Source organism: Microbacterium xerophyticum (assembly GCF_053543555.1).
In genome coordinates, this window is the sequence record NZ_JBLVOB010000005.1 from 366,605 (window position 1) to 388,088 (window position 21,484).

Here is a 21,484-nt window from a genome sequence, read left to right on the forward strand (position 1 = left end):
ATCCCGTTTCGTACCGGGTCGACGGCGAGCGGGCGGTTCGTCGTGAGAAGATCGGCGGATGCTCTCGTCGAAGCCCCGTTCATGATCCGAGGCCTCGCGGCCATGCAGGATCCTGGTTTCCGCTGGTTCTTCATCGCACGCGCGATCACACTGGTCACCGGTTCGATGTCGTCGATCGCCCTGGCCTTCGCGGTGCTGCAGGTCGACAACGACGCGCTGTCGCTCTCCTACGTCCTCACCGCCTTCACCGTCGCGAACATCGTGTTCGTGCTGTTCGGCGGAGTGGTCGCCGATCGGCTGCCACGGGCGCTCATCATCCAGAGCTGCTATGTCATCGACATTCTTTCCATGGGCACGATGGCCGCGCTGCTGTTCAGCGGAACGGCCACGATCCCGCTGATGGTCGTGCTCGCAGCGGTGAACGGCGCCTCGACGGCGTTCGTGCTGCCCGCGATGCAGGGCATCATCCCGCAGCTGACCACACCGGCCCACCTCCAGCAGGCGAACGCACTCCTTTCATTCGTCCGATCAGCCGTCACCATCGGCGGCCCGGTGATCGCCGGCATCCTCGTCGCGACCGCCGGTCCCGCCTGGGCGATGCTCGTACAGGTCGCCGGCTGGCTGTGCGCGATCCCCGTGCTCGCTCTCGTGAAGCTGCCCCCGCCGCTCGGCTCAGGCGAGTCGACGCTGATCCGCGATCTGCGCACAGGATGGGACGAGTTCCGCAGCCGCACGTGGTTGTGGGTCATCGTGCTCGCGTTCATGATCATGAACGCGATACACGTCGGCGCCTGGGGAGTCGTCGGCCCGTACATCGCCAAGAACAACGAGCTCCTCGGCATCACCGGCTGGGGCTGGGTGATCAGCGCGGAGGGCGTCGGCGTACTGCTCATGACGCTGGTGCTGATATGGTTCCCGCTGAAGCGCCCGCTGAGACTCGGCATGATCGGCATGGCGTTCTTCGCGATCCCGCTGACGATGCTCGGGCTGCACCCGGCAGTGGCGCTGCTGGCCATCGCCGCGCTGCTGGCCGGTGCGGGCCTCGAGGTCTTCAGCACGGGCTGGAACGTGGCGATGATGGAGAACATCCCCGGCGACAAGCTCTCACGGGTATCCAGTTACGACATGCTCGGCAGCTTCGTCGTGATGCCGATCGGCACGCTCGTCTACGGGTGGATGATCACGCACGCCGACGTCCGAATCGTGCTGGTCGCCTCCGCGGTGCTCTATGCGGGGTGCGCGCTCGTCACGCTCGCGGTGCCCAGCGTCTGGCGCATGGGCAGGGCGGCGGATCGCGACGCCGCTGAGGTGGCGGAATCATAGGAATCAAGGCCAGACTGGGATCATGACCTTCGCAGCCTTGCAGCCTCTTGCCGATCGCGCAGCACTGTTCGCCACACTCCGCCAGGACGCGCTCACCACCGCGGTCGACGCCCTCGGCGAGCACCGGTGGGACGCCGACATGGCCGCAGGCACCCTCACTTTCACCGCGAACGCGAACCCCGCGCATCAGTTGGTGACCCGCCCCCACCTGGTCGCGACGATCGCGCCGGGACCGCGATCCCTCCTCTGGGCATGGGCGCACCCCCAGGGTGACGCGCAGGGCGTCGCCGCGCAGTTGCGCGACTACGGCACCCAGTACGGCATCACCGAACTCAGCCAGCCCGAGCTGCAGTTTCCGGAGGACACCGGCGCAGATCTCGACGACTGGATCGCACAGGTCGCACATCAGATCGGCACCGTGGCCGTGGAGATCACCGGCCGCTCCCCCTACTACTCCGCACCGATCGGCGGCGGGACGCGCGCCGTCTTCCTGCTGGATGCGCCGATCGCACCGCTCACGGTGCGCGACGCCGTCATCTCGACTCCGCGCGTGCTGTCAGGGCTCGCGCTCAGCGATGCGCGCTCGTCGGTGTGGGATGCGGCGCGTCTGGCCGGATGGAACCTGCAGTGGACGGATGAGGCGTTCAGCGGCGCGGTGGTGACCGATGCCACCGGCTCGGCCACCTTCCGATTCGACGAGCACGCCAGGATCGTGGGCGTCGAGGCGCCCGGCATCACCGGCTGATCCCTGTTCTTCCGCACGGCGATGCAGCGCCGTAGGCTGACACTCATGAAGACCTGGACCGTCCGCGCCGTCTCCCTGTACGTGTTCAACGTCGTGGTGCTGCTGCTCATAGGCCTGCTCATGTCGAGCGTCAGCGTCGGCTGGAACGCGCTGTGGGCCGCAGTCATCCTGACCCTTGCGACCCTCGCGCTGAAACCGACGCTGCTCAGGGCGTTCCGCGGCGCGGCGTCGAAGTCGGCGCAGACGCGTACGAAGGTCGGCGAGAAGATCGTCCAGTACGTGCTGGTGTTCATCGTCGAGCTGATCGTCTGGGTGCTGACCGTCCTTCTCAGCGGCGTCGACGTGAACGGCTGGTTCTGGGGCTACGTGCTGCCCCCGCTGTACCTGCTGCTCGCCTGGGTCATCTACGACCTGGTCGATGACCGCATCGAGGCGCGCGCCGGTGCGGTGTTCGACACGGTGCAGTCGAAGGTGAAGGGCGGTCGCGGTTCGACGACCGCGAGCACCGACGCTCCGGCGACCGGGCCGCAGAGCGGTGCGACCGCCGCTGCCCGGGATGAGCTCGATGACGGGCTCACCCCCGAACAGCGGCGGATGCTGGACGAGCTGTAGCTCAGCCTGCCGCGCGCTCGGCGGCTTCGACGACGTTCGTCATCAGCAGCGCGACGGTCATCGGACCGACTCCGCCGGGGTTCGGCGACACGAACCCGGCGACCGAGGCCACATCGGGGTGCACGTCGCCGTAGACCTTCGACTTGCCGGTCTCGGGATCGTCCTCGCGGGTGACTCCGACATCGAGCACGGCGGCGCCGGGCTTGACGTCCTCCGCGCGGACGAGGTGCTTGACACCGGCCGCCGCGACGATGACATCGGCCTCACGGAGGTACTTCGCGATGTCGACCGTGCCGGTGTGGGTGAGCGTCACAGTGGCGTTGAGCTCGCGACGCGTCAGCAGCAGGCCGATCGAACGGCCGATCGTCACGCCACGACCGACGACCACGACGTGCTTGCCCTTGAGGTCGTAGTCATTGCGCAGCAGCAGTTCGATCACACCGCGAGGCGTGCAGGGCAACGGGGTGTGGATCGGCGCGTTGACGTTCAGCACGAGGCGCCCGAGGTTGGTCGGATGCAGGCCGTCGGCATCCTTGTCGGGGTCGATGCGCTCGAGGATCGCATCGGTGTCGATGTGCTTCAGCAACGGCAACTGCACGATGTATCCGTGGCATGTCGGGTCGGCGTTGAGCTCGTCGATCAGCGCCTCGACCTCGGCCTGTGTGGCATCGGCCGGCAGCTCGCGCTGGATCGAGTTCATGCCGATCGCCTCGGACTGCCGGTGCTTCATCCCGACGTACAGCTGGGATGCCGGATCCGCGCCGACGAGCACGGTCGCGATGCCGGGGACGATGCCGCGCGCGCGCAGCGCCGTGACCCGCTCGGTCAGTTCGCTCTTGATCTCCGCAGCCGCGGCCTTGCCATCGAGGATGACGGCGGTCACTGCTGCAGCTCCGGGTAGAGCGGGAACGCACCGGCGAGGGCGTCGACGCGGGCCTTGAGCGCTGCCACATCAGCGCCGGGCTGCAGGGCCAGGGCGATGATGTCGGCGACCTCGGTGAACTCGGCATCGCCGAAGCCGCGGGTCGCGAGGGCCGAGGTGCCGATGCGCAGACCGGAGGTGACCATCGGCGGACGCGGGTCGTTCGGCACGGCGTTGCGGTTCACGGTGATGTGGATGTCGTGCAGCAGGTCTTCGGCCTGCTTGCCGTCGATCTCGGCATCGCGGAGATCGACGAGCACGAGGTGCACGTCTGTACCGCCTGAGCGCACCTTGATCTGCGCATCCGCGACGTCATGCTGCGTGAGGCGCTCGGCGAGGATGGCGGCGCCGCTGAGCGTGCGCTGCTGGCGGTCCTTGAACTCCGGGGTCGCGGCGAGCTTGAACGCCGTGGCCTTGGCCGCGATCACGTGCATGAGCGGGCCGCCCTGCTGCCCGGGGAACACGGCGGTGTTGATCTTCTTCGCGATCTCGGCGTCGTTCGAGAGGATGAAGCCCGAGCGGGGGCCGCCGATCGTCTTGTGCACGGTCGACGAGACGACGTGCGCGTGCGGGACGGGGTTGGGGTGCAGGCCGGCGGCGACGAGTCCGGCGAAGTGCGCCATATCGACCCACAGGTACGCGCCCACCTCGTCGGCGATCTCGCGGAACTTCGCGAAATCGAGCTGGCGGGGATACGCCGACCAGCCGGCGACGATGACCTTGGGCTTGTGCTCGAGCGCGAGGCGGCGCACCTCGTCCATGTCGACGAGCGAGGTCTCGGGGTTCACGCCGTACGCGACGATGTTGTAGAGCCGGCCGGAGAAGTTGATCTTCATGCCGTGCGTGAGGTGTCCGCCGTGATCGAGCGAGAGGCCGAGCAGGGTGTCGCCGGGGCGGGCGATCGCGTGCATCACGGCCGCGTTCGCTGTGGCGCCCGAGTGCGGCTGGACGTTCGCGAACTCCGCGCCGAACAGCGACTTGACGCGCTCGATCGCGAGGGACTCCGCGACGTCGACTTCTTCGCAGCCGCCGTAGTACCGACGACCGGGGTAGCCTTCGGCGTACTTGTTCGTGAGCACCGAACCCTGCGACTGCAGCACGGAGACGGGAACGAAGTTCTCGGATGCGATCATCTCGAGGAACGTGCGCTGGCGGTTCAACTCGCGATCGAGGACCTCTGCGATCTCGGGATCGACCTCGGAGAGCGGAGCGTTGAAGTACGGATCGGTCATGTCGTCCTCTTTCGTTGCGGAATGAAATGTCATCGGTGGTGGATGTCATCGGCCCAGGCGCGCGGTCGAATTCCGTAACGGTCGCTCCCCGGTGGTGACCCACCCAGACGCCAGTCGCGACCGTTCGAGCATAGCGGAATCCCGAAGACCCAGAGTAGTGCGCGGACCTGGCCGCACCGGCCGTCGCACGGTAGGTTTTGTTCATGGTCCTACCACTTGTGCCGCTGCCCTCGTCCGTCACGGAATCGGCCGGAGCGCTGTCATTGACGACAGCCACCCGCGTCGTCGTCGAGAGCGGTGCGGATGCCGCGGCATCCGTCGTCGCCGACGTGATCGCTGATCGCACCGGGCTGCGTCCCTCGGTCGTCCACGGCGAGGAGCGCCGCGCCGGCGACATCGTCGTGCGCCGCTCCGGAGAAGGCGAGCAGTACTCCCTTCAGGTCGCAGAGACTGCGCAGCTGGAGGGTTCCGACACGGGCCTCTTCTACGCAGCGCAGACGCTGCGCCAGCTCCTCACTGCGGACGATGGCGCCTGGACGCTCCCCCACGTGCAGATCGACGATGCTCCCCGATTCGCGTATCGCGGCGTCATGCTCGACGTCGCCCGCACCTTCTTCGACGTCGACACAGTGAAGGCGTTCATCGAGCGGGCGTCATCGCTCAAGGTCAACCGGCTCCACCTGCACCTCACCGACGACCAGGGGTGGCGGTTGCAGATCGACAGTCGTCCGCTGCTCACCGCGCGGGGGGCCACGACCGCGGTCGCCGGCCGCCCCGGCGGCTTCTACACGAAGGACGACTTCCGCGAGATCGTGCGCTACGCCGCCGCGCACCGCATGATCGTGGTGCCGGAGATCGACCTCCCCGGTCACACCCACGCGATCGGCCTCGCGTATCCGGAGCTCAGCGAGGCGCCGGTCATGAACGACAGCCTCCTCGCTCAGGCCGAGGCGCTCGGCGAAGCGCTCCCCGTCGCCGGAGAGCCGTACCTCGGAACCGGTGTGGGGCATTCGTCCGTGAAGATCCACGACGACGCGACGTGGGCGTTCCTGCAGGACGTCCTCTCCGAGCTCGCCGAGCTCACCCCCGGCCCGTTCCTGCACCTCGGAGGCGACGAGTGCCACGGCACGGCGCCGGCCGACTTCGATGCCTTCATCGAACGCGTCACCGCCCTGACCACCGCGCTCGGCAAGACACCGATCACGTGGCACGAAGCGGGTTCGGCGATGGTCGCCGAAGGCGCGATCGGGCAGTACTGGGGCAGCACGAGTCCTGACGCAGCGCACGCCGATCACGCACGTCGCTTCGCCGAGCGCGGCGGTTCGGTGATCATGTCGCCGTCGAACACCGCGTACCTCGACCAGAAGTACGACGCCGATTTCCCGCTCGGACTCGATTGGGCGGCGTTGATCGACCTGCAGACGGCATACGAATGGGAGCCGACGGCCATCGTCGATGCCCTGCCGGCCGAGGCGATCCTCGGCGTCGAGGGCCCGCTGTGGGCCGAGACCGTCGAGACGCTGGACGACATCGATCAGCTGATCTTCCCGCGCGTCGCAGCGATCGCCGAGGTCGCCTGGTCTCCAGCAGGGACGCGCGAGTGGACGTCGTTCCGCGAGCGCGTCGGCGGTCTCGGCGCCGCCTGGGATGCCGCAGGATGGGGTGGCCACCGTCCCGCCGAGATCGCCTGGAGCTCCCGATGACGTCGACCCTGATCCACTCCGCCCGGCTGATCACCGACGGCGTCGAGACCGCTGACGCCTGGGTGAGGTTCGAGGACGGCCGCGTGTCCGCGACGGGAACGGGCGCGGACCGGCCGGACGCCGACCGCGTGATCGACGCTGTCGACGTCGCGGGAGAGGATGCGATCCTCACGCCGGGGTTCATCGACATCCACGGGCACGGCGGCGCCGGAGCATCCTTCGACGACGGAGTCGACGCCATCCGTCTGGCGCGCGAACTGCACCGCGCTCACGGCACGACGCGTGCGGTCGTCTCGCTCGTGACCGCTCCGCTCGACGACCTCGCTCGCCGTGTCGGCGAGATCGCCGATCTCATGACGACGGATGCCGACATCCTCGGATCGCACCTGGAGGGGCCGTTCCTCGATCCCGGTCATCATGGCGCTCACGAGCCGTCCCTGCTGCGCGCACCGGTGGCCGCAGATGTGCGACGGCTGCTCGAGGCCGGCCGTGGGACAGTGCGCCAGGTGACGATCGCGCCGGAGCTTCCGGGCGGCCTCGAGGCGATCGCGCTGATCGTCGCCGCAGGCTCAGCCGCCGCAGTCGGCCACACGAACGCGGATGCCGCGACCGCCGTCGCCGCGTTCGAGGCGGGCGCGACGATCCTCACACATGCGTTCAACGCGATGCCGGGCATCCACCATCGGGCGCCGGGACCGGTGCTAGCCGCAGCAGCGGACCATCGCGTCGTGCTCGAGGCCATCGCCGACGACGTGCATCTCGACCCGCACGTGATCAAGCTGCTGTTCGACGCGGCCCCAGGCCGGGTGGCGCTGGTGACCGACGCGATGGCGGCGGCAGGCAGTGCGGACGGGCGCTACGACCTCGGCGCCGTGAAGGTGACCGTGACGGACGGCATCGCCCGCGCCGATGACACCGGATCGATCGCAGGTTCCACGCTCACGCAGGACGTCGCCCTGCAGCGCGCAGTCGCCGCCGGTGCGCCGCTGGTCGAGGCGGTGCGCGCGCTCACGCAGACGCCCGCCGCAGCGGTCGGCCTGGCCGGCGAGCTGGGCAGCCTGGTACCGGGTCATCTCGGCGACGCAGTGCTGCTGGATGCGCGACTGCGCGTCGTGCATGTGCAGACCGGTGCGTCGCTCGGCTGACCGGACGAACCGGCGTCGAATGAACCGGCGCGTCGGCGGATCCGACGGAGGGGGCCGCCGCTCCCCAGCGGCGACCCCGTCTCCCCCTTCGAGGTGAGAGCGGGTGGGCTCGAACTCCTCCCCCGAGGTTCTGAGCCCACCCGACCGGTGCAAAAGCCCCTGCACCGGTGCCGAACTCCGCCCCCCGGTGGAGTTCTGATGGCTGTCTCTGGTTGATGAGACGACGACGGACCCGATTCATCACGCGATACGGCGGAAAACTTTTTGGGAGTTCTCTCCGAGTTGTCCACAGGGCTGGCCTACCTGGGAGTTTCGAGGGAGAATGGTCCGGGCGCGTGAGCATCGACCTGATCACGCGTCTCTTCATGTGAGGGCTCATCCGACTCTCACGACAGATGGAAGCCAGTGCAGAACCACGACCACACCGCCATCGGGGCATCAGCAGATGCCGACCTGATCCTGCGTACCCGCTCGGGCGACGCCGACGCGTTCGCGGAACTGTGGCGACGTCATTATCCGTCGGGCATGTCCGTCGCCCGTTCGATCACGTCGAGCCTCGATCCGGATGACCTGGTGCAGGAGTCGTACACCCGCATCTACCAGGCGATCATCAAGGGCGGCGGCCCGAACGGGTCCTTCCGCGCGTATCTGTTCACCAGCATCCGCAACACCGCGGCCGCGGGGGGCCGATCCCGCCGCGAGACGGCAATGGACGAGCTCGAAACGGTCGCCGATCCGGACAGCACGGAGCAGGCCGCAGACGAGGCACTCGACCGCAGTCTGACGGCGCAGGCCTTCCGCGCCCTCCCCTCACGCTGGCAGGAGGTGCTCTGGTACACCGAAATCGAGCAGATGAAGCCGTCCGAGGTCGCTCCGCTGCTCGGCATGAAGGCCGGCGCCGTCTCCCAGCTCGCCTTCCGCGCCCGCGAGGGGCTGCGCGAGGCGTGGATCCAGGCGCACCTGCGCAATGCCGAGTCCGGGTCCGAGTGCCAGTGGACCATCGAGCATCTCGGCGCCTACTCGCGCGGAAACCTGAGCTCACGCGATCAGAAGCGTCTCGATGAGCACATCGAGGACTGCGCGCGCTGCATGATCGTCGTCGCAGAGGCGAAGGACGTCTCCAACCGTCTCGCTCTCGTTCTTCTCCCCCTCGTCCTCGGCGTCGGCGGAGCAGCCGGCTACACAGCGACGCTTCAAGGGGGCGGCATCCCGATCGTCGCGGTGGCTGCGATGCCGTCCAGCGTCGTCGAAGGCGGGGCGGTCGTCGGCGGTACCGGCAGCGGTGGTGCCCTGGACGGTCTCGCTGGCGACGGCGGCAGCTCGGTCGGCGCCGGCACGGCGGGCGGCGCAGCTGGGGGTTCTGCGACTGGTGCAGTGACCGGCATCGGCGCCCTCGTCGGAGCAGGATCAGCAGCGTTGGTGGTGGCCGGCGTCGTGGCTGCGACCACGATCGTGCCGGGGCTCATGGAAGCGAACCCCGTGACCTCGATGCCCAGCGCGAGCGAAGCAGGCGACTCTTCGATCTCCTCCGAACTCAAGCCGGGAGCGGCGATCGAAGACGAGAAGTTCATCCTCGAGATACCGGAAGAGAAACCCGAGAACCCAGACGAGGTCGACAAGGCACCCGCGGTCAAGGCTCCCGCCGCCGACGATGAGACCACCTCGAGCTCGACGGCCACTGCACCCCCGGTCGCTTCACCGGTTCCCGAGGACGGCAGCGGCGGCGACGGCGACCCGGGCACGACAGACCCGGGCACGGATCCGGGCGATGGTGAGGCAACAGACCCGGGTACCGACCCGACCGATCCCACGGGCCCGACCGATCCCACAGACCCGACCGATCCCACGGACCCGACCGATCCCACAGATCCGACGGACCCCACCGATCCCACAGATCCGACGGACCCCACCGATCCCACGGACCCAGGAACAGACCCGCCTGCGCCTGAGCTGCCGGATGGTGTCCCGACGATCGGTACCGCCTCAGTCCGCGTCGATCAGAGGACGTGGGTCACCCACTACACGGTTCCGCTGACGGGCGTGGCTGACAGCACGGTCCGTGCCGGGTATGTCGGTTCAGGTAGCGCAACAGAGACAGTTCTCGTGGCGGATGGAGATACCGCCCTCGCAGTGGATCGGCCGGGCCACGGCATCATCCACCTTCGTCCGACGCTCGATCAGCTTTGCAACGACGTCACCGTCGAATTCTCCTACGTGCTCGGCGACGACCTGGGCGATCCTGTATCAATCACGCTAAGCGAGCTCGGCGAGTTCCCCTATCCCTGGCTCCTTCAATTAGCATGCTCGCTCAACGTCGACCTCACAGCGGCATCGTCCGCTCAACCAGAGCCTGCACCCGTCGAGGTCACTCCTGCACCCGTCGAGCAACCTCCTGCACCCGTCGAGGTCGCTCCTGCACCCGTCGAGCAACCTCCTGCACCCGTCGAGGTCGCTCCTGCGCCCGCAGAGCCAGCTCCTGCTCCCGTCGAGGCACCTCCTGCTCTCCTCGACGAAGCATCTTCAGGCGACGCACCAGTCATCGAATCACCAGCGGTAACCGAACGAACCGCCGTTGACGCAGCCACGACGATCGCCACCGAACCCACCCCGGCCGAGGACACCACGCCCGCCGAATAGACTGGGAGCATGCCCGAAGCCCCCGACGCAGTCCCCGGTGTCAATCGTCCGAACATCACCCCGCTCGACATCATCCGGGCCGTCATCCTCATCGCGGCGATCGCCTCGCTCGCGCTCTGGGGCTTCGCGATGTGGCCGTTCCCGTGGAACGTCGTGCTCGGGATCGGCACTCCTCTGCTCGTCCTCCTGGTGTGGGCGCTCTTCCTCTCTCCACGACCTGTGCTGAGCCTGCATCCGTTCGTGCGCGCAGCCGTCGAACTGCTGATCTACGCCGGTGTGACACTCGCCTGGTGGTCGATGGATCAGGCCTGGGTCGGCCTCGGCTTCGCCGCCGTCGCCGTCGCCTCGGGACTCTTCGCGGGCAGGCGAGACTTGCGATGACGGTCACCGCGGCCCTGCGGAGCGCGCTCGGTGACATCGTCGACGTCACCGAAGCCGCCCTCGAGGCCGCACGGGCGGATCGTTCAGGTCATTCGTCCGCCGGGCGCCCCATCGCCGTCGTGCATGCGCAGACGATCGATCAGGTCCAGCAGACGATGCGGATCGCCACAGAGACGCGTACCCCGGTCGTGGTGCGTGGTGCTGGCACCGGTCTGGCGGGAGCCGCGAACGCCGGTCCTGGCGAGATCGTCCTGTCGACGCTGCGCATGAACCGCGTGCTCGAGGTGCGGCCCGACGACCTGTTCGCCGTCGTCGAGCCTGGCATCCTGAACGCCGACCTGAACGCGCTGCTCGCCGAGCACGGTCTGTGGTGGCCCCCCGATCCTGCCAGCCGCGACATCTCCAGCGTGGGCGGCAACATCGCCACCGGAGCAGGAGGGCTGCTGTGCGCCAAGTACGGTGTCGTGCGCGATGCCGTGCTCGGCGTCGACATCGTGCTCGCCGACGGGCGATTGCTCCGCCTCGGTCATCGCAGCGTCAAGGGCGTCACCGGACTCGACCTCACGTCCCTCGTGATCGGTTCGGAGGGCACGCTCGGCGTCGTCGTCGGTGCGACGCTGAAACTGCGGCGCCTCGTCGTCGGAGGCATCTGCACGCTCACCGCCCTGTTCCCGACCGTGCGTGCTGCGGCGGCCGGGTCGGCAGCGGTCACGGCATCCGGTGTGCAGCCGGCGATCATGGAGCTGATGGATGCGAAGGCGCTGAGCGCCGTGCACGCCCTCCTGGCACTGCCCGCGCCGACAGCCGGCAGCTCGCAGCTGACGATCCAGACCGACGGTCCTGCGGCCAGGGCGGAGGCCGACCTCATCGCCACCACGCTGCAGGGATGCGGCGGCGAGGTCGCGCTCACGTACGACCGCGAGGAGGGAGACCGGCTGCTCGCGATCCGGCGCTCGATGCATCCGGCGATGGCGGCCCTCGGCACCACGCTCATCGAGGACGTCTCGGTGCCCCGCAGCGCGTTGCCTGCGATGTACGACGAGATCGCCAGGATCGAACAGGTGTACGGCCTCGACATCCCCACCGTCGCGCACGCCGGAGACGGCAACCTGCACCCGAACTTCATCTTCGAAGGCGAGGTCGTACCCGACCGGGTCTGGGCGGCCGCTGACGACCTGTTCCGCTCGGCGATCCGGCTCGGCGGCACGCTCACCGGGGAGCACGGCATCGGAATGCTCAAGAGCCGCTGGCTCGCCGAGGAGCTCGGCGACGACCAGTGGCAGCTTCAGCGTCAGATCAAGGCCGTGTTCGACCCGCTCGAGATCCTCAACCCCGGAAAGGTCTTCACCCGTGCCTGACATCCACGTGAGCGCAGCGATCATCCACGATGCGGACGGCCGGGTGCTGGTGGTGCGCAAGCACGGCACGACGAAGTTCATGCAGCCCGGCGGCAAGCCGGAGCCCGGCGAGAGCCCTGCGCAGACCCTGGCGAGGGAGCTCGACGAGGAACTCGGGCTCAAGGTCGACGAAGCGGGACTGCGACCTCTCGGACGGTTCGTCTCGGCCGCCGCGAACGAGCCGGGTCACCGTGTGATCGCCGATGCCTTCGCACTCACGATCGAGGCCGACACCGTCACGGTTCAGGCCGAACTCGCCGAACTGCGCTGGATCACGCCCGACGAGATCGGCACACTGCCTCTGGCACCGCTCAGCGTCGAGCATCTGCTGCCGCTCGCCTGGCCCGCCCGCTGACCTGTTCGGCGCGTCAGAGCCCCTGCCACACCGGCTTGTTGTCGAACGTGTAGCGGTAGTAGTCCGAGAGCGTGAGCTCGGAGGCCGCTGCCTCATCCACCACGACCGTCGCGTGCGGGTGCAGCTGGATCGCCGACCCAGGCAGCATCGCCGTGAGCGGCCCCTCGACCGCGTCGGCGACCGCTCGCGCCTTGCCCTCGCCGAAGGCGAGCAGCACGAGATGACGAGCCTCGAGGATGGTGCCCAGTCCCTGCGTCATGCAGTGCATCGGCACCTGATCGATGGAGTCGAAGAAGCGCGCGTTGTCCTCACGGGTCTGCTTCGTGAGCGTCTTCACCCTGGTGCGGGATGCGAATGACGAACCGGGCTCGTTGAAGCCGATGTGACCATCGGTGCCGATTCCGAGGATCTGCAGATCGACACCGCCCGCGGCGGCGATCGCCGCCTCGTAGTCGGCGCCCGCGTGCTCGATGCCCGAGACCGCGCCGTCGGGCACGTGGATCTGCTCGGGGTTCAGCCCGAGCGGCTCCACCACCTCGCGGGTGATCACCGAGCGGTAGCTCTCCGGATGCGCGGGATCGATGCCGACGTACTCGTCCAGGGCGAATCCGCGCACCCGGGACACGTCGGTGCCGGCGAGTCGTCCGTGCAGGACCTCGTAGACGGGCAGCGGCGTGGACCCCGTCGCCAGTCCCAGCACCGCGTCAGGGCGGCTCACGATGAGCCGCACGATCTCGTCCGCGACCAGGGCACCCGCTGCCGCTGCGTTCTCGACGATGACGACTTCAGCCATGGGCGACGATCTCCTCTTGAGGTATGTGCGCTCCGACCAGAGCGGCGCCGAGAGCAGCCGCAGGGGAACCGGTCGGGAGCAGCTCGATTCTCTCATCCAGGTGCAGCGACCGCAGAAACGGCGAACCCGCTGCGTCGGCGATGAGAGCATTGCGGATGCCGTCTCCGAGGCGGTCGCCGAGGGCGGTGATCCCGCCCCCGATGACGACGGTCTCGACATCGGCGGTGAGCACCAGCACGCGCACCGCGGCGGCTGCGCCGCGGGCGAGGTCTGCGCGGAGCCTGAGCGCCTCCGCGTCGCCGCGATCCGCAGCGTCGAAGATGTCGCGGACGGGGAGCGCACCGGGGCGACCCCAGGCGCGGGTGAGGGCGCCACCACCGCAGAGGGTCTCGATGCAACCGCGTTGTCCGCAACTGCAGACGCGGCCGTTCGGGTCGACCGAGATGTGTCCGACCTCGCCGGCGGTGCCACGCGATCCGCGCCAGATCCCGCCATCGGTCACGATGCCAGCGGCGACACCGGTGCCGAGGTTCAAGTAGGCCATGGAGGTGGCATCGCCGCGCAGCGCTGCGGCTCCGAGCGCCGCCGCCTTCACGTCGTTCTCCACCACCACCGGCACGCCGAGAGGCTCAGAGGCCCTGGCAGCGAGGTCCAGCGACTCGACGCCCAGATTCACCGCGTGCAGCACCCGGCCCCTCGCGGTGTCGACGAGACCGGGGATGCCGACGCCGACGCTCAGGATGTCGGAGGCCGCTATGGCGAACTCGGCGCGCAGTTCGCGCACGCCGTTCACGACGTCTGCCACCACCGCCTCGTCACCGTGGCCAGTGGCACGACGCAGGCGACCGATGATCTCGCCGCCCTCGGTCACCGCGACGGCATCTGTCTTCGTGCCGCCGATGTCCAGGCCCACGCGAACGGACCGGCCGACCGGGCCGGTCTGCACTGCCGGTGCCACTATGAGACTCCCAGCTGCCCGGAGAGCACCATGACGGCCGCTCCTCGCAGCACGATGTCGTCCTGCGCGGTGAGCCGGATCACGACGTCGTCGAAGACGCCCTCGAGCGTGCGTTCGCGCAGGGTCGAGGTGGCCGCATCGATGAGCGTGCCGTCGAGAAGATCCGCCGGGCCGGACAGCACGACCTCCGAGAGGTCGAGCGCCGTCACGATCGGCGCGATGGCGATGGCCATCCGATTGCCGGCATCACGCAGGATCTCGTCCCTCGCGGCGGGCTGCGCTTCCACAGCATCCCGAAGACGCGTCACGCTCAACCAGGCTTCAAGACAGCCGTCCCGGCCGCAGACGCAGCGAGGACCTCCGTCGGTGCCGACGACGACGTGACCGATCTCTCCCGCCGCGAACCGGCTGCCGAGCAACGGCTGGCTTCCGGCGATGAGTCCCGCACCGACGCCGACGCCGATCTTGATGAGCATGAAGTCGGCTCTGGCGTCGCCGAAGGTGTATTCGGCGAGCACCGCCGCGTTCGCGTCGTTTCGGGCGAGCACCGGCAGATCGAGGTCTCGACCGAGCTGCGCCTCGAGTCGGAAGTCCGTCCATCCAAGGTTCGGCGAGCTCAGCACGACCCCGTCGGGGCGCACCACACCCGGAGTTCCGACGCCCACCCCCAGCAGCGGCGCGGTCGCGGCCGCGATCAGAGCGTTCGCGAGTTCGAGCAGCGCGGCATAGGCGAGGTCGCTGTCCGGCAGTTCGGGGCGCGCCACCTCGCGCCGCTCGATCACGTCGCCGTCGAGGCTCAGCACGGCGCCTCGGAACCCTTCGGCATCCGAGAGATCGATGCCGATGATCTGGTGACCGAGTCGATCGATGTCGATCAGGATCGGCGGCTTGCCAGGACCGGCCGTCTCTCGCACACCGAGCTCCACGACGATGCCGTCGGCGATGAACTCCGCCACGAGGTCGGAGATCGTCACCCGCGTGAGACCCGTCTCGCGCGACAGGTCGGCGCGGCTCATGGCACCCGAGTGATAGAGCGTCTGCAGCACCAGGGCGCGATTGTGTCCGCGCGCGTGCTCGGGCAGGACCTTCGTGCGCGATCGCAGGTGACGGGACGGTCCGAAGGCATGCGAACTGGCACCGGCGTAGTCGGTCGGTGCCGGTTGACTCAGATCCGATTCGGACATATTTGTTAGTAGACCTTACGAACAAAAATTTCGCAACCTGCGACCCGCCGGAGCGACGGGAGGGTTACCGAAACGTTATTTTGAATTCTCGCCGTGCGTCGACGATTCCGCGGACTCGGCTCGCAGTCCCGCGACGAGCTCTGACACGATCTGCTCGCGTGCGGCGACGGTCATCGGTTTCCCGGGAACGCCCGGTCGCCGCTGCTCGAGTGTCGGCCCGTCGAGTGGACGATATCGTACCCCTGCCCCGGCCAATCGTCGCAGATGCACGCGGAGGCGGCGCACGAATGCCTCGCCGTCCCCCGGCTCGCCTCCGAGCCAGAGGCGCTCGGCGATCGCACTGAGGCGCGGGAACATGGCGAAGTCGACGCGCTCCCGACTCGGAAGATGCTCGGTCCAGACGTTGGTCTGGCCGCCGACGACCCCCTCGGGCAGCCGAAGGGTGTAGGCGTGCTCCAGCGTCAGCGGCGGCCCCACAGGCACCGGTTCGTCGGCCGATTCGGACTGACGGTAGTCGAGATAGGTCTCCAGGTCAGGGCATCCGACCACGGGGATGCCGCGGCGGATGGCCGTCTCGAGTGCGACAGGACCGCGCCATGCGAGTATGCGCACGCCATCCGGGACGTCGCCCTCCAGCACCTCGTCCCAGGCCAGTGCCGTCCGTCCGTGCGTGCGCACGTGCTCGACGAAATGCGCAGTGAACCACGGCTGCACCTCTCGCGGAGATGCGAGCCCGAGCTGCTTCATCCGCTCTGCGGCCGCGGGGCTCTCCGCCCACTCCGTGACCGGCACCTCGTCCCCGCCGATACCGATCCACGGCGAGTCGAAGATCGCGCACAGCGCGTCGATCGCCGCCCTGCCGAATGCCAGCGACTCGTCGGTCGGCGCGAGCGTGCGCGGGTTGACGCCGAAGCGCTCCCACGGCCCTGTGATCGGTCCGTCGGCGCTGTGCACGTCTGTGTTGCCGAGCGCAGGATACGCGGCGAGCGCAGCCTGCACATGCCCGGGCAGCTCGACCTCGGGCACGATCGTGATGAAGCGCGCAGCGGCGTACTCGACCAGTTCGCGCAGCTCCGCCGAGGTGTAGAAGCCCTCGTGCACGCCGGGCTCGACCGTCGCGAGCGGCCCGTGACCGCGCTGGGTCGCCTCCCGACGCGCGCCGACCTCGGTGAGCCGCGGGAAGCCGGGCACTTCGAAACGCCAGCCCTGATCGTCCGTCAGATGCAGGTGCAGGATGTTCAGCTGGTGCAGCGCCAGCAGATCGATGAGGCGGCGGATGTCTTCGGCCGGGCGGAAGTGCCGCGCCACGTCGAGCATCGCGCCGCGCCAGCCGTAGGCGGGCGCACCCTCCCAGCCGCCGGCGGGGATGCGGGAGGACTCTTCGTCGGGGTGGCGCAGCTGGCGCAGCGCCGTCGTGCCGCGGAACACGCCTTCCGCGGATGCGCCCCTGACCTCGATGCCGTCCGATGCGACGGTGATGCGGAACGCCTCAGCGCCGACATGGCCGGTGCGCTCTGCGTCCTCCCCCACGGCGGCATCCAGGGTCAGGGTGATGGCCGGGGCATCGCTCGCGTCGCCCTCAGGCGCACCCTGCCGCAGGAGTTCGGCGACGTCGGCGAGCGCCGGGGACGCATGCACCGGAGTGTGCGGCGTCCAGACGAAAGGCGCGGCCGCCGCGTCGACGTGCCCCTCGATCAGCGGCACGGTGGCGCGGTGCGGCGGTGGCGGCATTCTCAGCGCATGCCCTGGCGTTTCGCCCGTGACGACGCCGCCCGCGACGACAGGGACTCCACCGATCAGCACATCGATCACGCCCACCGGATCCGTCCGCGGCGCCTCGAACGTCGCGCCGGCTGCGATCGTGTCGGGATCGAACAGCACGAGATCAGCCGCTGCCCCCTCTCGGATCACGCCGCGCGGCGCATCGCCGCGATGCAGCCCGAGGCGGACCGCCGGCGTACCGGAGAGATGCCGGATCGCCTCCTCCAGCGTCAGCACGCCCTCCTCGCGCACGTAATGGCCGAGGTAGCGTGCGAACGCGCCGAACCCGCGCGGATGCGGCTTCGCACCGATCAGGATGCCGTCGCTGCCGCCCGTGTGCCGCTCGTGCTGCATGATGGCGCGAACGTTCTCCTCGTCGCCGATGTGCATCAGGATGCCGGTGGCACCGGCATCCGCCACGATCGTGTCGAGGACGACGTCGACGGCTCGCCGCCCGTCGTCCTCGGCGATCTGGGCGACCGTCCTGCCGACGAGCGGAGCGAGGTCCGCGTTCGCGGTGCCGACGATCTCGATGCTCGTCCAGTCCGCGCGTTCGCCGTGGAACCCGTCGCACCCGATGTTCTCGAGCTCCACCCGCACCTGCTCGCGGCCTTCGGCGTCCAACCTCCTGATCGCGGCGATGAGGTCGCCGCCCTCGGCCAGCCGGCTCGGCAGCAGCGCCGTCAAGGTGGTCGCACCGGGCAGGTACGGGTAGGTGTCGAGTGTGACGTCCACGCCGTCCGCGATGGCGTCGTCGATCAGCGCGAGCAACTCGGCGGCGCGGCCCCGGTTGGGGACGAAGTTCATCGTGGCGTGCGTCAGGTGGATGGCGCATCCAGTGCGGCGACCGATGTCGAGGGCCTCGCGATAGGCGTCGAGCGCGGCGGCGCCGTAGCTGCGGGTGTGCGGCGCCCAGTAACCGCCGTGCTCCGCGACGACGCGGCACAGCGCTTCGAGCTCCGCCGTCGAGGCGTACATCCCCGGCGTGTAGGTGAGCCCGCTCGACATCCCGAAGGCCCCGGCGACGAGCGCCGCATCGAGCATCTCGGTCATCTGACGCAGTTCGCCCCTGGTCGCCGGCCGGTTCTCGTGCCCGACCGCGATCATGCGCAGATTGCCCTGCGGCACGAGGACGGCGACGTTCGCGGCTGTCGCGGCGTCGATCGACACGAGCAGATCGTCCATCGTTCGCCATGGGACGTCGGCGGGCAGACCGTTCCAGCCGGCGATCTGCGCGGGGATCGCGGATGCCGTGGCGTCGTCGAGCGGTGCGTATCCGAGCCCGTCCTGCCCGATCACCTCGGTCGTGACGCCCTGCAGGATCTTCGCCCGATGCGCTGCACCCTCCAGCACGGCCAGATCGCTGTGGGCGTGCATGTCGATGAAGCCCGGCGCCAGAACGAGCCCACGAGCGTCGATCTCGACATCCTCGAGGTCGGTGCCGCCCTGCTCGATCTCGATCTTGCGCGCGTCTTCCGGGGTCACGATCGCGACGACACGTGCACCTTCGACCACCACGTCGGCGACGTACCGTGCAGCGCCGGTGCCGTCGACCACGGTCGCGGCCCGGTAGACGCGCACCTGTCCAGCAGCGGCACGCTCCGCGCTGAGGAGCACGCGCGACGGCGACTGATCCGTGATTTGTTGAGGCATCTAACAAGGCTACTAGGCTGGTCGGATGAGCACGAAGACGCGAATCACGACCACCTCCGCCCCCGCACCTGCGCACACCTTCTCGCAGGGCGTCCGCAAGGGCCCGTTCGTCCAGGTGTCCGGTCAGGGACCGGTCGACGCCGCCACCAACGAGTATCTCTTCCCCGGCGACGTCGCCGCACAGACCACCCGCACGCTCGAGAACGTCAAGGCGATCGTCGAGGCATCCGGTGCGACGTTCGACGACGTCGTGATGCTGCGCGTCTATCTCACCAAGCGCGAGGACTTCGCGATCATGAACGACGCCTATGGCGAGTTCGTCAGCGCGCACACGCCCAGCGGTATCCTGCCGTCTCGCACCACGGTCTTCACCGGCCTTCCCCGGGAGGAGATGCTCGTCGAGATCGACGGCATCGCCATCGTCTCGGAGTGACCGCAGGGGCGGCGGCGAGCCCATGGGTCCTTCTCCCCATCGTCGCGCGGACGCGACTTGTGTTTGACTGGTCACACGACCGGAGAATCGCACCGCAGTCCGTGGTGCCGTCATTGAGGGGAAACCTATGAACCGCCGTATCGCCGCTTGGACCATCGCTGCCGTCGCAGTGCTCGGCCTGACCGCATGCTCTGGCACGCCCGCTGCTGAGGGCGACAAGTCCGACGAGGCAGGCGACTCCGCCCCCGTCGAGGAGACGAACACCGACCAGTCCGTCGAGGAGGCCTGTGGCATCGTCCTTCCGAAGCTGCAGGAGGCCAGCAGCGCAGCGGGCGAGATCGACACGACCGGCGCCACCGACCCGCAGACCACCGTCGACCAGTTCAGCACGGTCGTCGACGCGTTCGGCGAGGCTGCGGACAGCGTCTCGAACGCCGAGGTCAAGGAAGCGACGACCGCTGTGCACGAGAACTTCGTCGCCCTCGGCGACGTGCTCTCCGCAGTCCTCATCGATCAGGACCTCGAGGCCGCATCCGACATCACCACCATCACGAGTGATGTGACCACGTCCGCGACGGCGCTGCAGGAACTCTGCAGCTGACATCCGCGTGATGAGAGCCCCGCGACCTCGACAGGTCGCGGGGCTTTCATCGTTCATGGCACCACAACCGTTGCCTTGTCGTTATCTGGCGGCCGGTATGATAAAGAAACATGTCACGCTGAATCACGGGGGGTGAGTTGGTGACCGGTCTTATCGAAGCACCTGACGCGAACACCGCGCAGACCGCTGTCGTCGCGTCTGTCGACGGCGAGCGTTCGGTGGAGTGGGCTCCGCGCGAGCCGGCTCCCAAGAAGCGCAGGGTCGGGCTCTGGGTAGGGATCACGGTCGGCGCACTCGCTCTCGGCGCGGCAGCCGCATCGACGATCCTCATCGCCCCCGGCACGACGATCGCCGGAGTGCCCGTTGGCGGGCTGACGCCGGGCGCCGCTGCAGACGTCGTCACCGCGCATCTCGCGAACACCGAGATCACACTGACCGGCGCCGGCGACGATCAGATCGTCACAGGCGCAGACCTCGGCGCGTCGATCGATGCCCGTGCGCTGGCTGATGAGGCGTTCGCCTCGCACCCGATGTGGAACGTCGGCGCGTGGATGCCTGAGCCCATCGCCGGCGACATCACCCTGGACACCGACCTCGCGCACGACACGCTGCGCGAGATGATCCCCGCCAGCTACACGGATGCCGTCAACGCCGCCGTGTCCTTCGACGCTGCCTCCGCGAAGTACGTCACGACCCCGGCCGTGCCGGGCACCGGCGTGGATCTGGACGGACTCACGACGGCGCTGACCGCTGCGATGGCCGACGGGAACACCGCACTCGCGTATTCCGGCGACCCGACGGAGGCACCGGCCCCCGTGACCGATGCGGACGCCACCGGCCTCACCGACCAGCTGAACACGATGCTCGCCACGATCGGCTTCTACGTCGGTGAGGAGCGCACGCTCCCGATCGCCCCCGCCACCGCTGCGACATGGATCGAGATCGTCGAACAGAACGGCGAGCTGAGCGTCGTGGCCGACGAGGCCGCGATCCAGTCCGCAGTCGACACGCTTCCCGCTGCCGTCAACCGCGCCCCGGTCGACGCCGAGTCGATCGTCAACGCCGGCGGCGACGTGCTCGAGGAGCTGACGGTCGGTGTCACCGGCCGCACGCTCGGAGACACGGGTGCACTCGCGTCCGACTTCGCCGAGAAGCTGGAGGGAGGCGAGGCCATCCAGCCCATCGAGGTCACAGAGGTTCCGTTCGCGAGCACGACCCTCGTGCGCGAGATCGACGTCAACCTCTCCAACCAGACCGTCTCCGCGATCGAGAACGGCGTCGTCGTCGACTCATGGAGCGTCTCCTCGGGTGCCGGCGAGTTCGCCACGCACACCGGTTCGTTCCAGGTCGGCTGGAAGACCAGCAGCCAGAACATGGGCAACCGCGACCTCACGCAGGCGCCGAACTACTTCCAGCCCGATGTGCCGTGGGTCATGTACTTCAACGGCGACGAGGCGCTGCACGGTGTCTACTGGCACAGCAACTGGGGCACGCCGATGAGCCACGGCTGCGTCGGCATGCCCGTCTCCGCCGCACAGTGGCTGTACAACTGGTCGCCCGAGGGCGTCAACGTCTACGTCCACTACTGAACGACTGAGCCCGCCGCCGACGAGCGCGGAGCCGCAGGACATATGAGGAAGGGGGGGGTG

General features: G+C 68.7%; 18 protein-coding genes and 1 riboswitch. Of the genes, 12 read left to right on the plus strand and 6 right to left on the minus strand.

Annotated features, from left to right (window positions below):
• The 3 genes from ACNPNP_RS06290 to ACNPNP_RS06300 form a co-directional block, all read left to right on the plus strand.
• Window positions 1-1,323, plus strand: a 1,323-nt coding sequence (locus ACNPNP_RS06290) for an MFS transporter (RefSeq protein ID WP_448965188.1), incomplete at its 5' end; no start/stop codon positions are given.
• A 22-nt stretch (window positions 1,324-1,345) separates the two neighbouring features.
• The gene (locus tag ACNPNP_RS06295) at window positions 1,346-2,068 is read left to right on the plus strand and encodes a DUF6882 domain-containing protein (RefSeq protein WP_448965189.1); all 723 of its coding nucleotides are present in this window, start codon (window positions 1,346-1,348) and stop codon (window positions 2,066-2,068) included.
• Between the two features lie 45 nt (window positions 2,069-2,113).
• Complete coding sequence (locus ACNPNP_RS06300) at window positions 2,114-2,680, plus strand: hypothetical protein (protein ID WP_448965190.1); 567 nt, start codon at window positions 2,114-2,116, stop codon at window positions 2,678-2,680.
• A 1-nt stretch (window position 2,681) separates the two neighbouring features.
• Here the strand turns inward: ACNPNP_RS06300 and ACNPNP_RS06305 are convergent, their stop codons facing one another.
• Entirely contained in the window at window positions 2,682-3,563 is an 882-nt protein-coding gene (locus ACNPNP_RS06305; protein WP_448965191.1) for a bifunctional methylenetetrahydrofolate dehydrogenase/methenyltetrahydrofolate cyclohydrolase, read from the minus strand.
• A complete protein-coding gene (gene glyA / locus ACNPNP_RS06310) occupies window positions 3,560-4,834 on the minus strand; it encodes a serine hydroxymethyltransferase (RefSeq protein WP_448965192.1) in 1,275 nt (424 codons plus the stop codon). The genes ACNPNP_RS06305 and glyA overlap by 4 nt, the downstream gene beginning before the upstream one ends.
• Before the next feature lie 44 nt (window positions 4,835-4,878).
• Window positions 4,879-4,962: riboswitch (ZMP/ZTP riboswitch) on the minus strand.
• Window positions 4,963-5,037: 75 nt separating this feature from the next.
• Between glyA and ACNPNP_RS06315 the strand changes: the two genes are divergently transcribed.
• The 6 genes from ACNPNP_RS06315 to ACNPNP_RS06340 all read left to right on the plus strand — a co-directional run bounded on the left by ACNPNP_RS06315 (window position 5,038) and on the right by ACNPNP_RS06340 (window position 12,452).
• A complete protein-coding gene (locus ACNPNP_RS06315; RefSeq protein ID WP_448965193.1) occupies window positions 5,038-6,537 on the plus strand; it encodes a family 20 glycosylhydrolase in 1,500 nt (499 codons plus the stop codon).
• Window positions 6,534-7,682, plus strand: a complete 1,149-nt coding sequence (locus ACNPNP_RS06320; protein ID WP_448965194.1) for an N-acetylglucosamine-6-phosphate deacetylase — start codon at window positions 6,534-6,536, stop codon at window positions 7,680-7,682. Before ACNPNP_RS06315 ends, ACNPNP_RS06320 begins: the two co-directional genes overlap by 4 nt.
• A 405-nt stretch (window positions 7,683-8,087) precedes the next feature.
• Window positions 8,088-10,319, plus strand: coding sequence for a sigma-70 family RNA polymerase sigma factor (locus ACNPNP_RS06325; protein ID WP_448965195.1), 2,232 nt, complete (start codon window positions 8,088-8,090; stop codon window positions 10,317-10,319).
• Between the two features lie 9 nt (window positions 10,320-10,328).
• A complete protein-coding gene (locus tag ACNPNP_RS06330) occupies window positions 10,329-10,700 on the plus strand; it encodes a YrdB family protein (protein WP_448965196.1) in 372 nt (123 codons plus the stop codon).
• The gene (locus ACNPNP_RS06335) at window positions 10,697-12,058 is read left to right on the plus strand and encodes an FAD-binding oxidoreductase (RefSeq protein ID WP_448965197.1); all 1,362 of its coding nucleotides are present in this window, start codon (window positions 10,697-10,699) and stop codon (window positions 12,056-12,058) included. The genes ACNPNP_RS06330 and ACNPNP_RS06335 overlap by 4 nt, the downstream gene beginning before the upstream one ends.
• A complete protein-coding gene (locus ACNPNP_RS06340) occupies window positions 12,051-12,452 on the plus strand; it encodes an NUDIX hydrolase (protein WP_448965198.1) in 402 nt (133 codons plus the stop codon). Before ACNPNP_RS06335 ends, ACNPNP_RS06340 begins: the two co-directional genes overlap by 8 nt.
• Before the next feature lie 13 nt (window positions 12,453-12,465).
• On the opposite strand, the gene ACNPNP_RS06345 is transcribed toward ACNPNP_RS06340, so the two are convergent.
• The 4 genes from ACNPNP_RS06345 to ACNPNP_RS06360 all read right to left on the minus strand — a co-directional run bounded on the left by ACNPNP_RS06345 (window position 12,466) and on the right by ACNPNP_RS06360 (window position 18,801).
• Window positions 12,466-13,245, minus strand: coding sequence for a glucosamine-6-phosphate deaminase (locus ACNPNP_RS06345; protein WP_448965199.1), 780 nt, complete (start codon window positions 13,243-13,245; stop codon window positions 12,466-12,468).
• Window positions 13,238-14,203: an ROK family protein gene (locus ACNPNP_RS06350; protein ID WP_448965200.1), complete on the minus strand. Its 966-nt coding sequence runs from the start codon at window positions 14,201-14,203 to the stop codon at window positions 13,238-13,240. Before ACNPNP_RS06350 ends, ACNPNP_RS06345 begins: the two co-directional genes overlap by 8 nt.
• Window positions 14,203-15,387, minus strand: a complete 1,185-nt coding sequence (locus ACNPNP_RS06355) for an ROK family transcriptional regulator (protein ID WP_448965201.1) — start codon at window positions 15,385-15,387, stop codon at window positions 14,203-14,205. The genes ACNPNP_RS06350 and ACNPNP_RS06355 overlap by 1 nt, the downstream gene beginning before the upstream one ends.
• A 75-nt stretch (window positions 15,388-15,462) precedes the next feature.
• Entirely contained in the window at window positions 15,463-18,801 is a 3,339-nt protein-coding gene (locus ACNPNP_RS06360) for a family 20 glycosylhydrolase (protein ID WP_448965202.1), read from the minus strand.
• Window positions 18,802-18,826: 25 nt separating this feature from the next.
• Here ACNPNP_RS06360 and ACNPNP_RS06365 point away from each other — a divergent pair, with 25 nt between their 5' ends.
• From ACNPNP_RS06365 to ACNPNP_RS06375, 3 genes are all read left to right on the plus strand, one after another.
• Window positions 18,827-19,234 carry a RidA family protein gene (locus ACNPNP_RS06365; protein WP_448965203.1) on the plus strand — a complete coding sequence of 136 codons (408 nt, stop codon included), beginning with the start codon at window positions 18,827-18,829 and terminating at the stop codon, window positions 19,232-19,234.
• A 127-nt stretch (window positions 19,235-19,361) separates the two neighbouring features.
• Window positions 19,362-19,835 (plus strand): hypothetical protein, encoded by a 474-nt coding sequence (locus tag ACNPNP_RS06370; RefSeq protein ID WP_448965204.1) that lies wholly within the window; start codon window positions 19,362-19,364, stop codon window positions 19,833-19,835.
• A 140-nt stretch (window positions 19,836-19,975) separates the two neighbouring features.
• Window positions 19,976-21,424, plus strand: coding sequence for a L,D-transpeptidase family protein (locus tag ACNPNP_RS06375; RefSeq protein ID WP_448965205.1), 1,449 nt, complete (start codon window positions 19,976-19,978; stop codon window positions 21,422-21,424).
• Window positions 21,425-21,484 lie beyond the last annotated feature (60 nt).

Coding starts and splice junctions, on each gene's coding strand:
- ACNPNP_RS06295 (WP_448965189.1), top strand. CDS start 1,346: ATGACCTTCGCAGCCTTGCAGCCTCTTGCCGATCGCGCAGCACTGTTC.
- ACNPNP_RS06300 (WP_448965190.1), top strand. CDS start 2,114: ATGAAGACCTGGACCGTCCGCGCCGTCTCCCTGTACGTGTTCAACGTC.
- glyA (WP_448965192.1), bottom strand. CDS start 4,834: ATGACCGATCCGTACTTCAACGCTCCGCTCTCCGAGGTCGATCCCGAG.
- ACNPNP_RS06315 (WP_448965193.1), top strand. CDS start 5,038: ATGGTCCTACCACTTGTGCCGCTGCCCTCGTCCGTCACGGAATCGGCC.
- ACNPNP_RS06320 (WP_448965194.1), top strand. CDS start 6,534: ATGACGTCGACCCTGATCCACTCCGCCCGGCTGATCACCGACGGCGTC.
- ACNPNP_RS06330 (WP_448965196.1), top strand. CDS start 10,329: ATGCCCGAAGCCCCCGACGCAGTCCCCGGTGTCAATCGTCCGAACATC.
- ACNPNP_RS06335 (WP_448965197.1), top strand. CDS start 10,697: ATGACGGTCACCGCGGCCCTGCGGAGCGCGCTCGGTGACATCGTCGAC.
- ACNPNP_RS06345 (WP_448965199.1), bottom strand. CDS start 13,245: ATGGCTGAAGTCGTCATCGTCGAGAACGCAGCGGCAGCGGGTGCCCTG.
- ACNPNP_RS06355 (WP_448965201.1), bottom strand. CDS start 15,387: ATGTCCGAATCGGATCTGAGTCAACCGGCACCGACCGACTACGCCGGT.
- ACNPNP_RS06360 (WP_448965202.1), bottom strand. CDS start 18,801: ATGCCTCAACAAATCACGGATCAGTCGCCGTCGCGCGTGCTCCTCAGC.
- ACNPNP_RS06365 (WP_448965203.1), top strand. CDS start 18,827: ATGAGCACGAAGACGCGAATCACGACCACCTCCGCCCCCGCACCTGCG.
- ACNPNP_RS06370 (WP_448965204.1), top strand. CDS start 19,362: ATGAACCGCCGTATCGCCGCTTGGACCATCGCTGCCGTCGCAGTGCTC.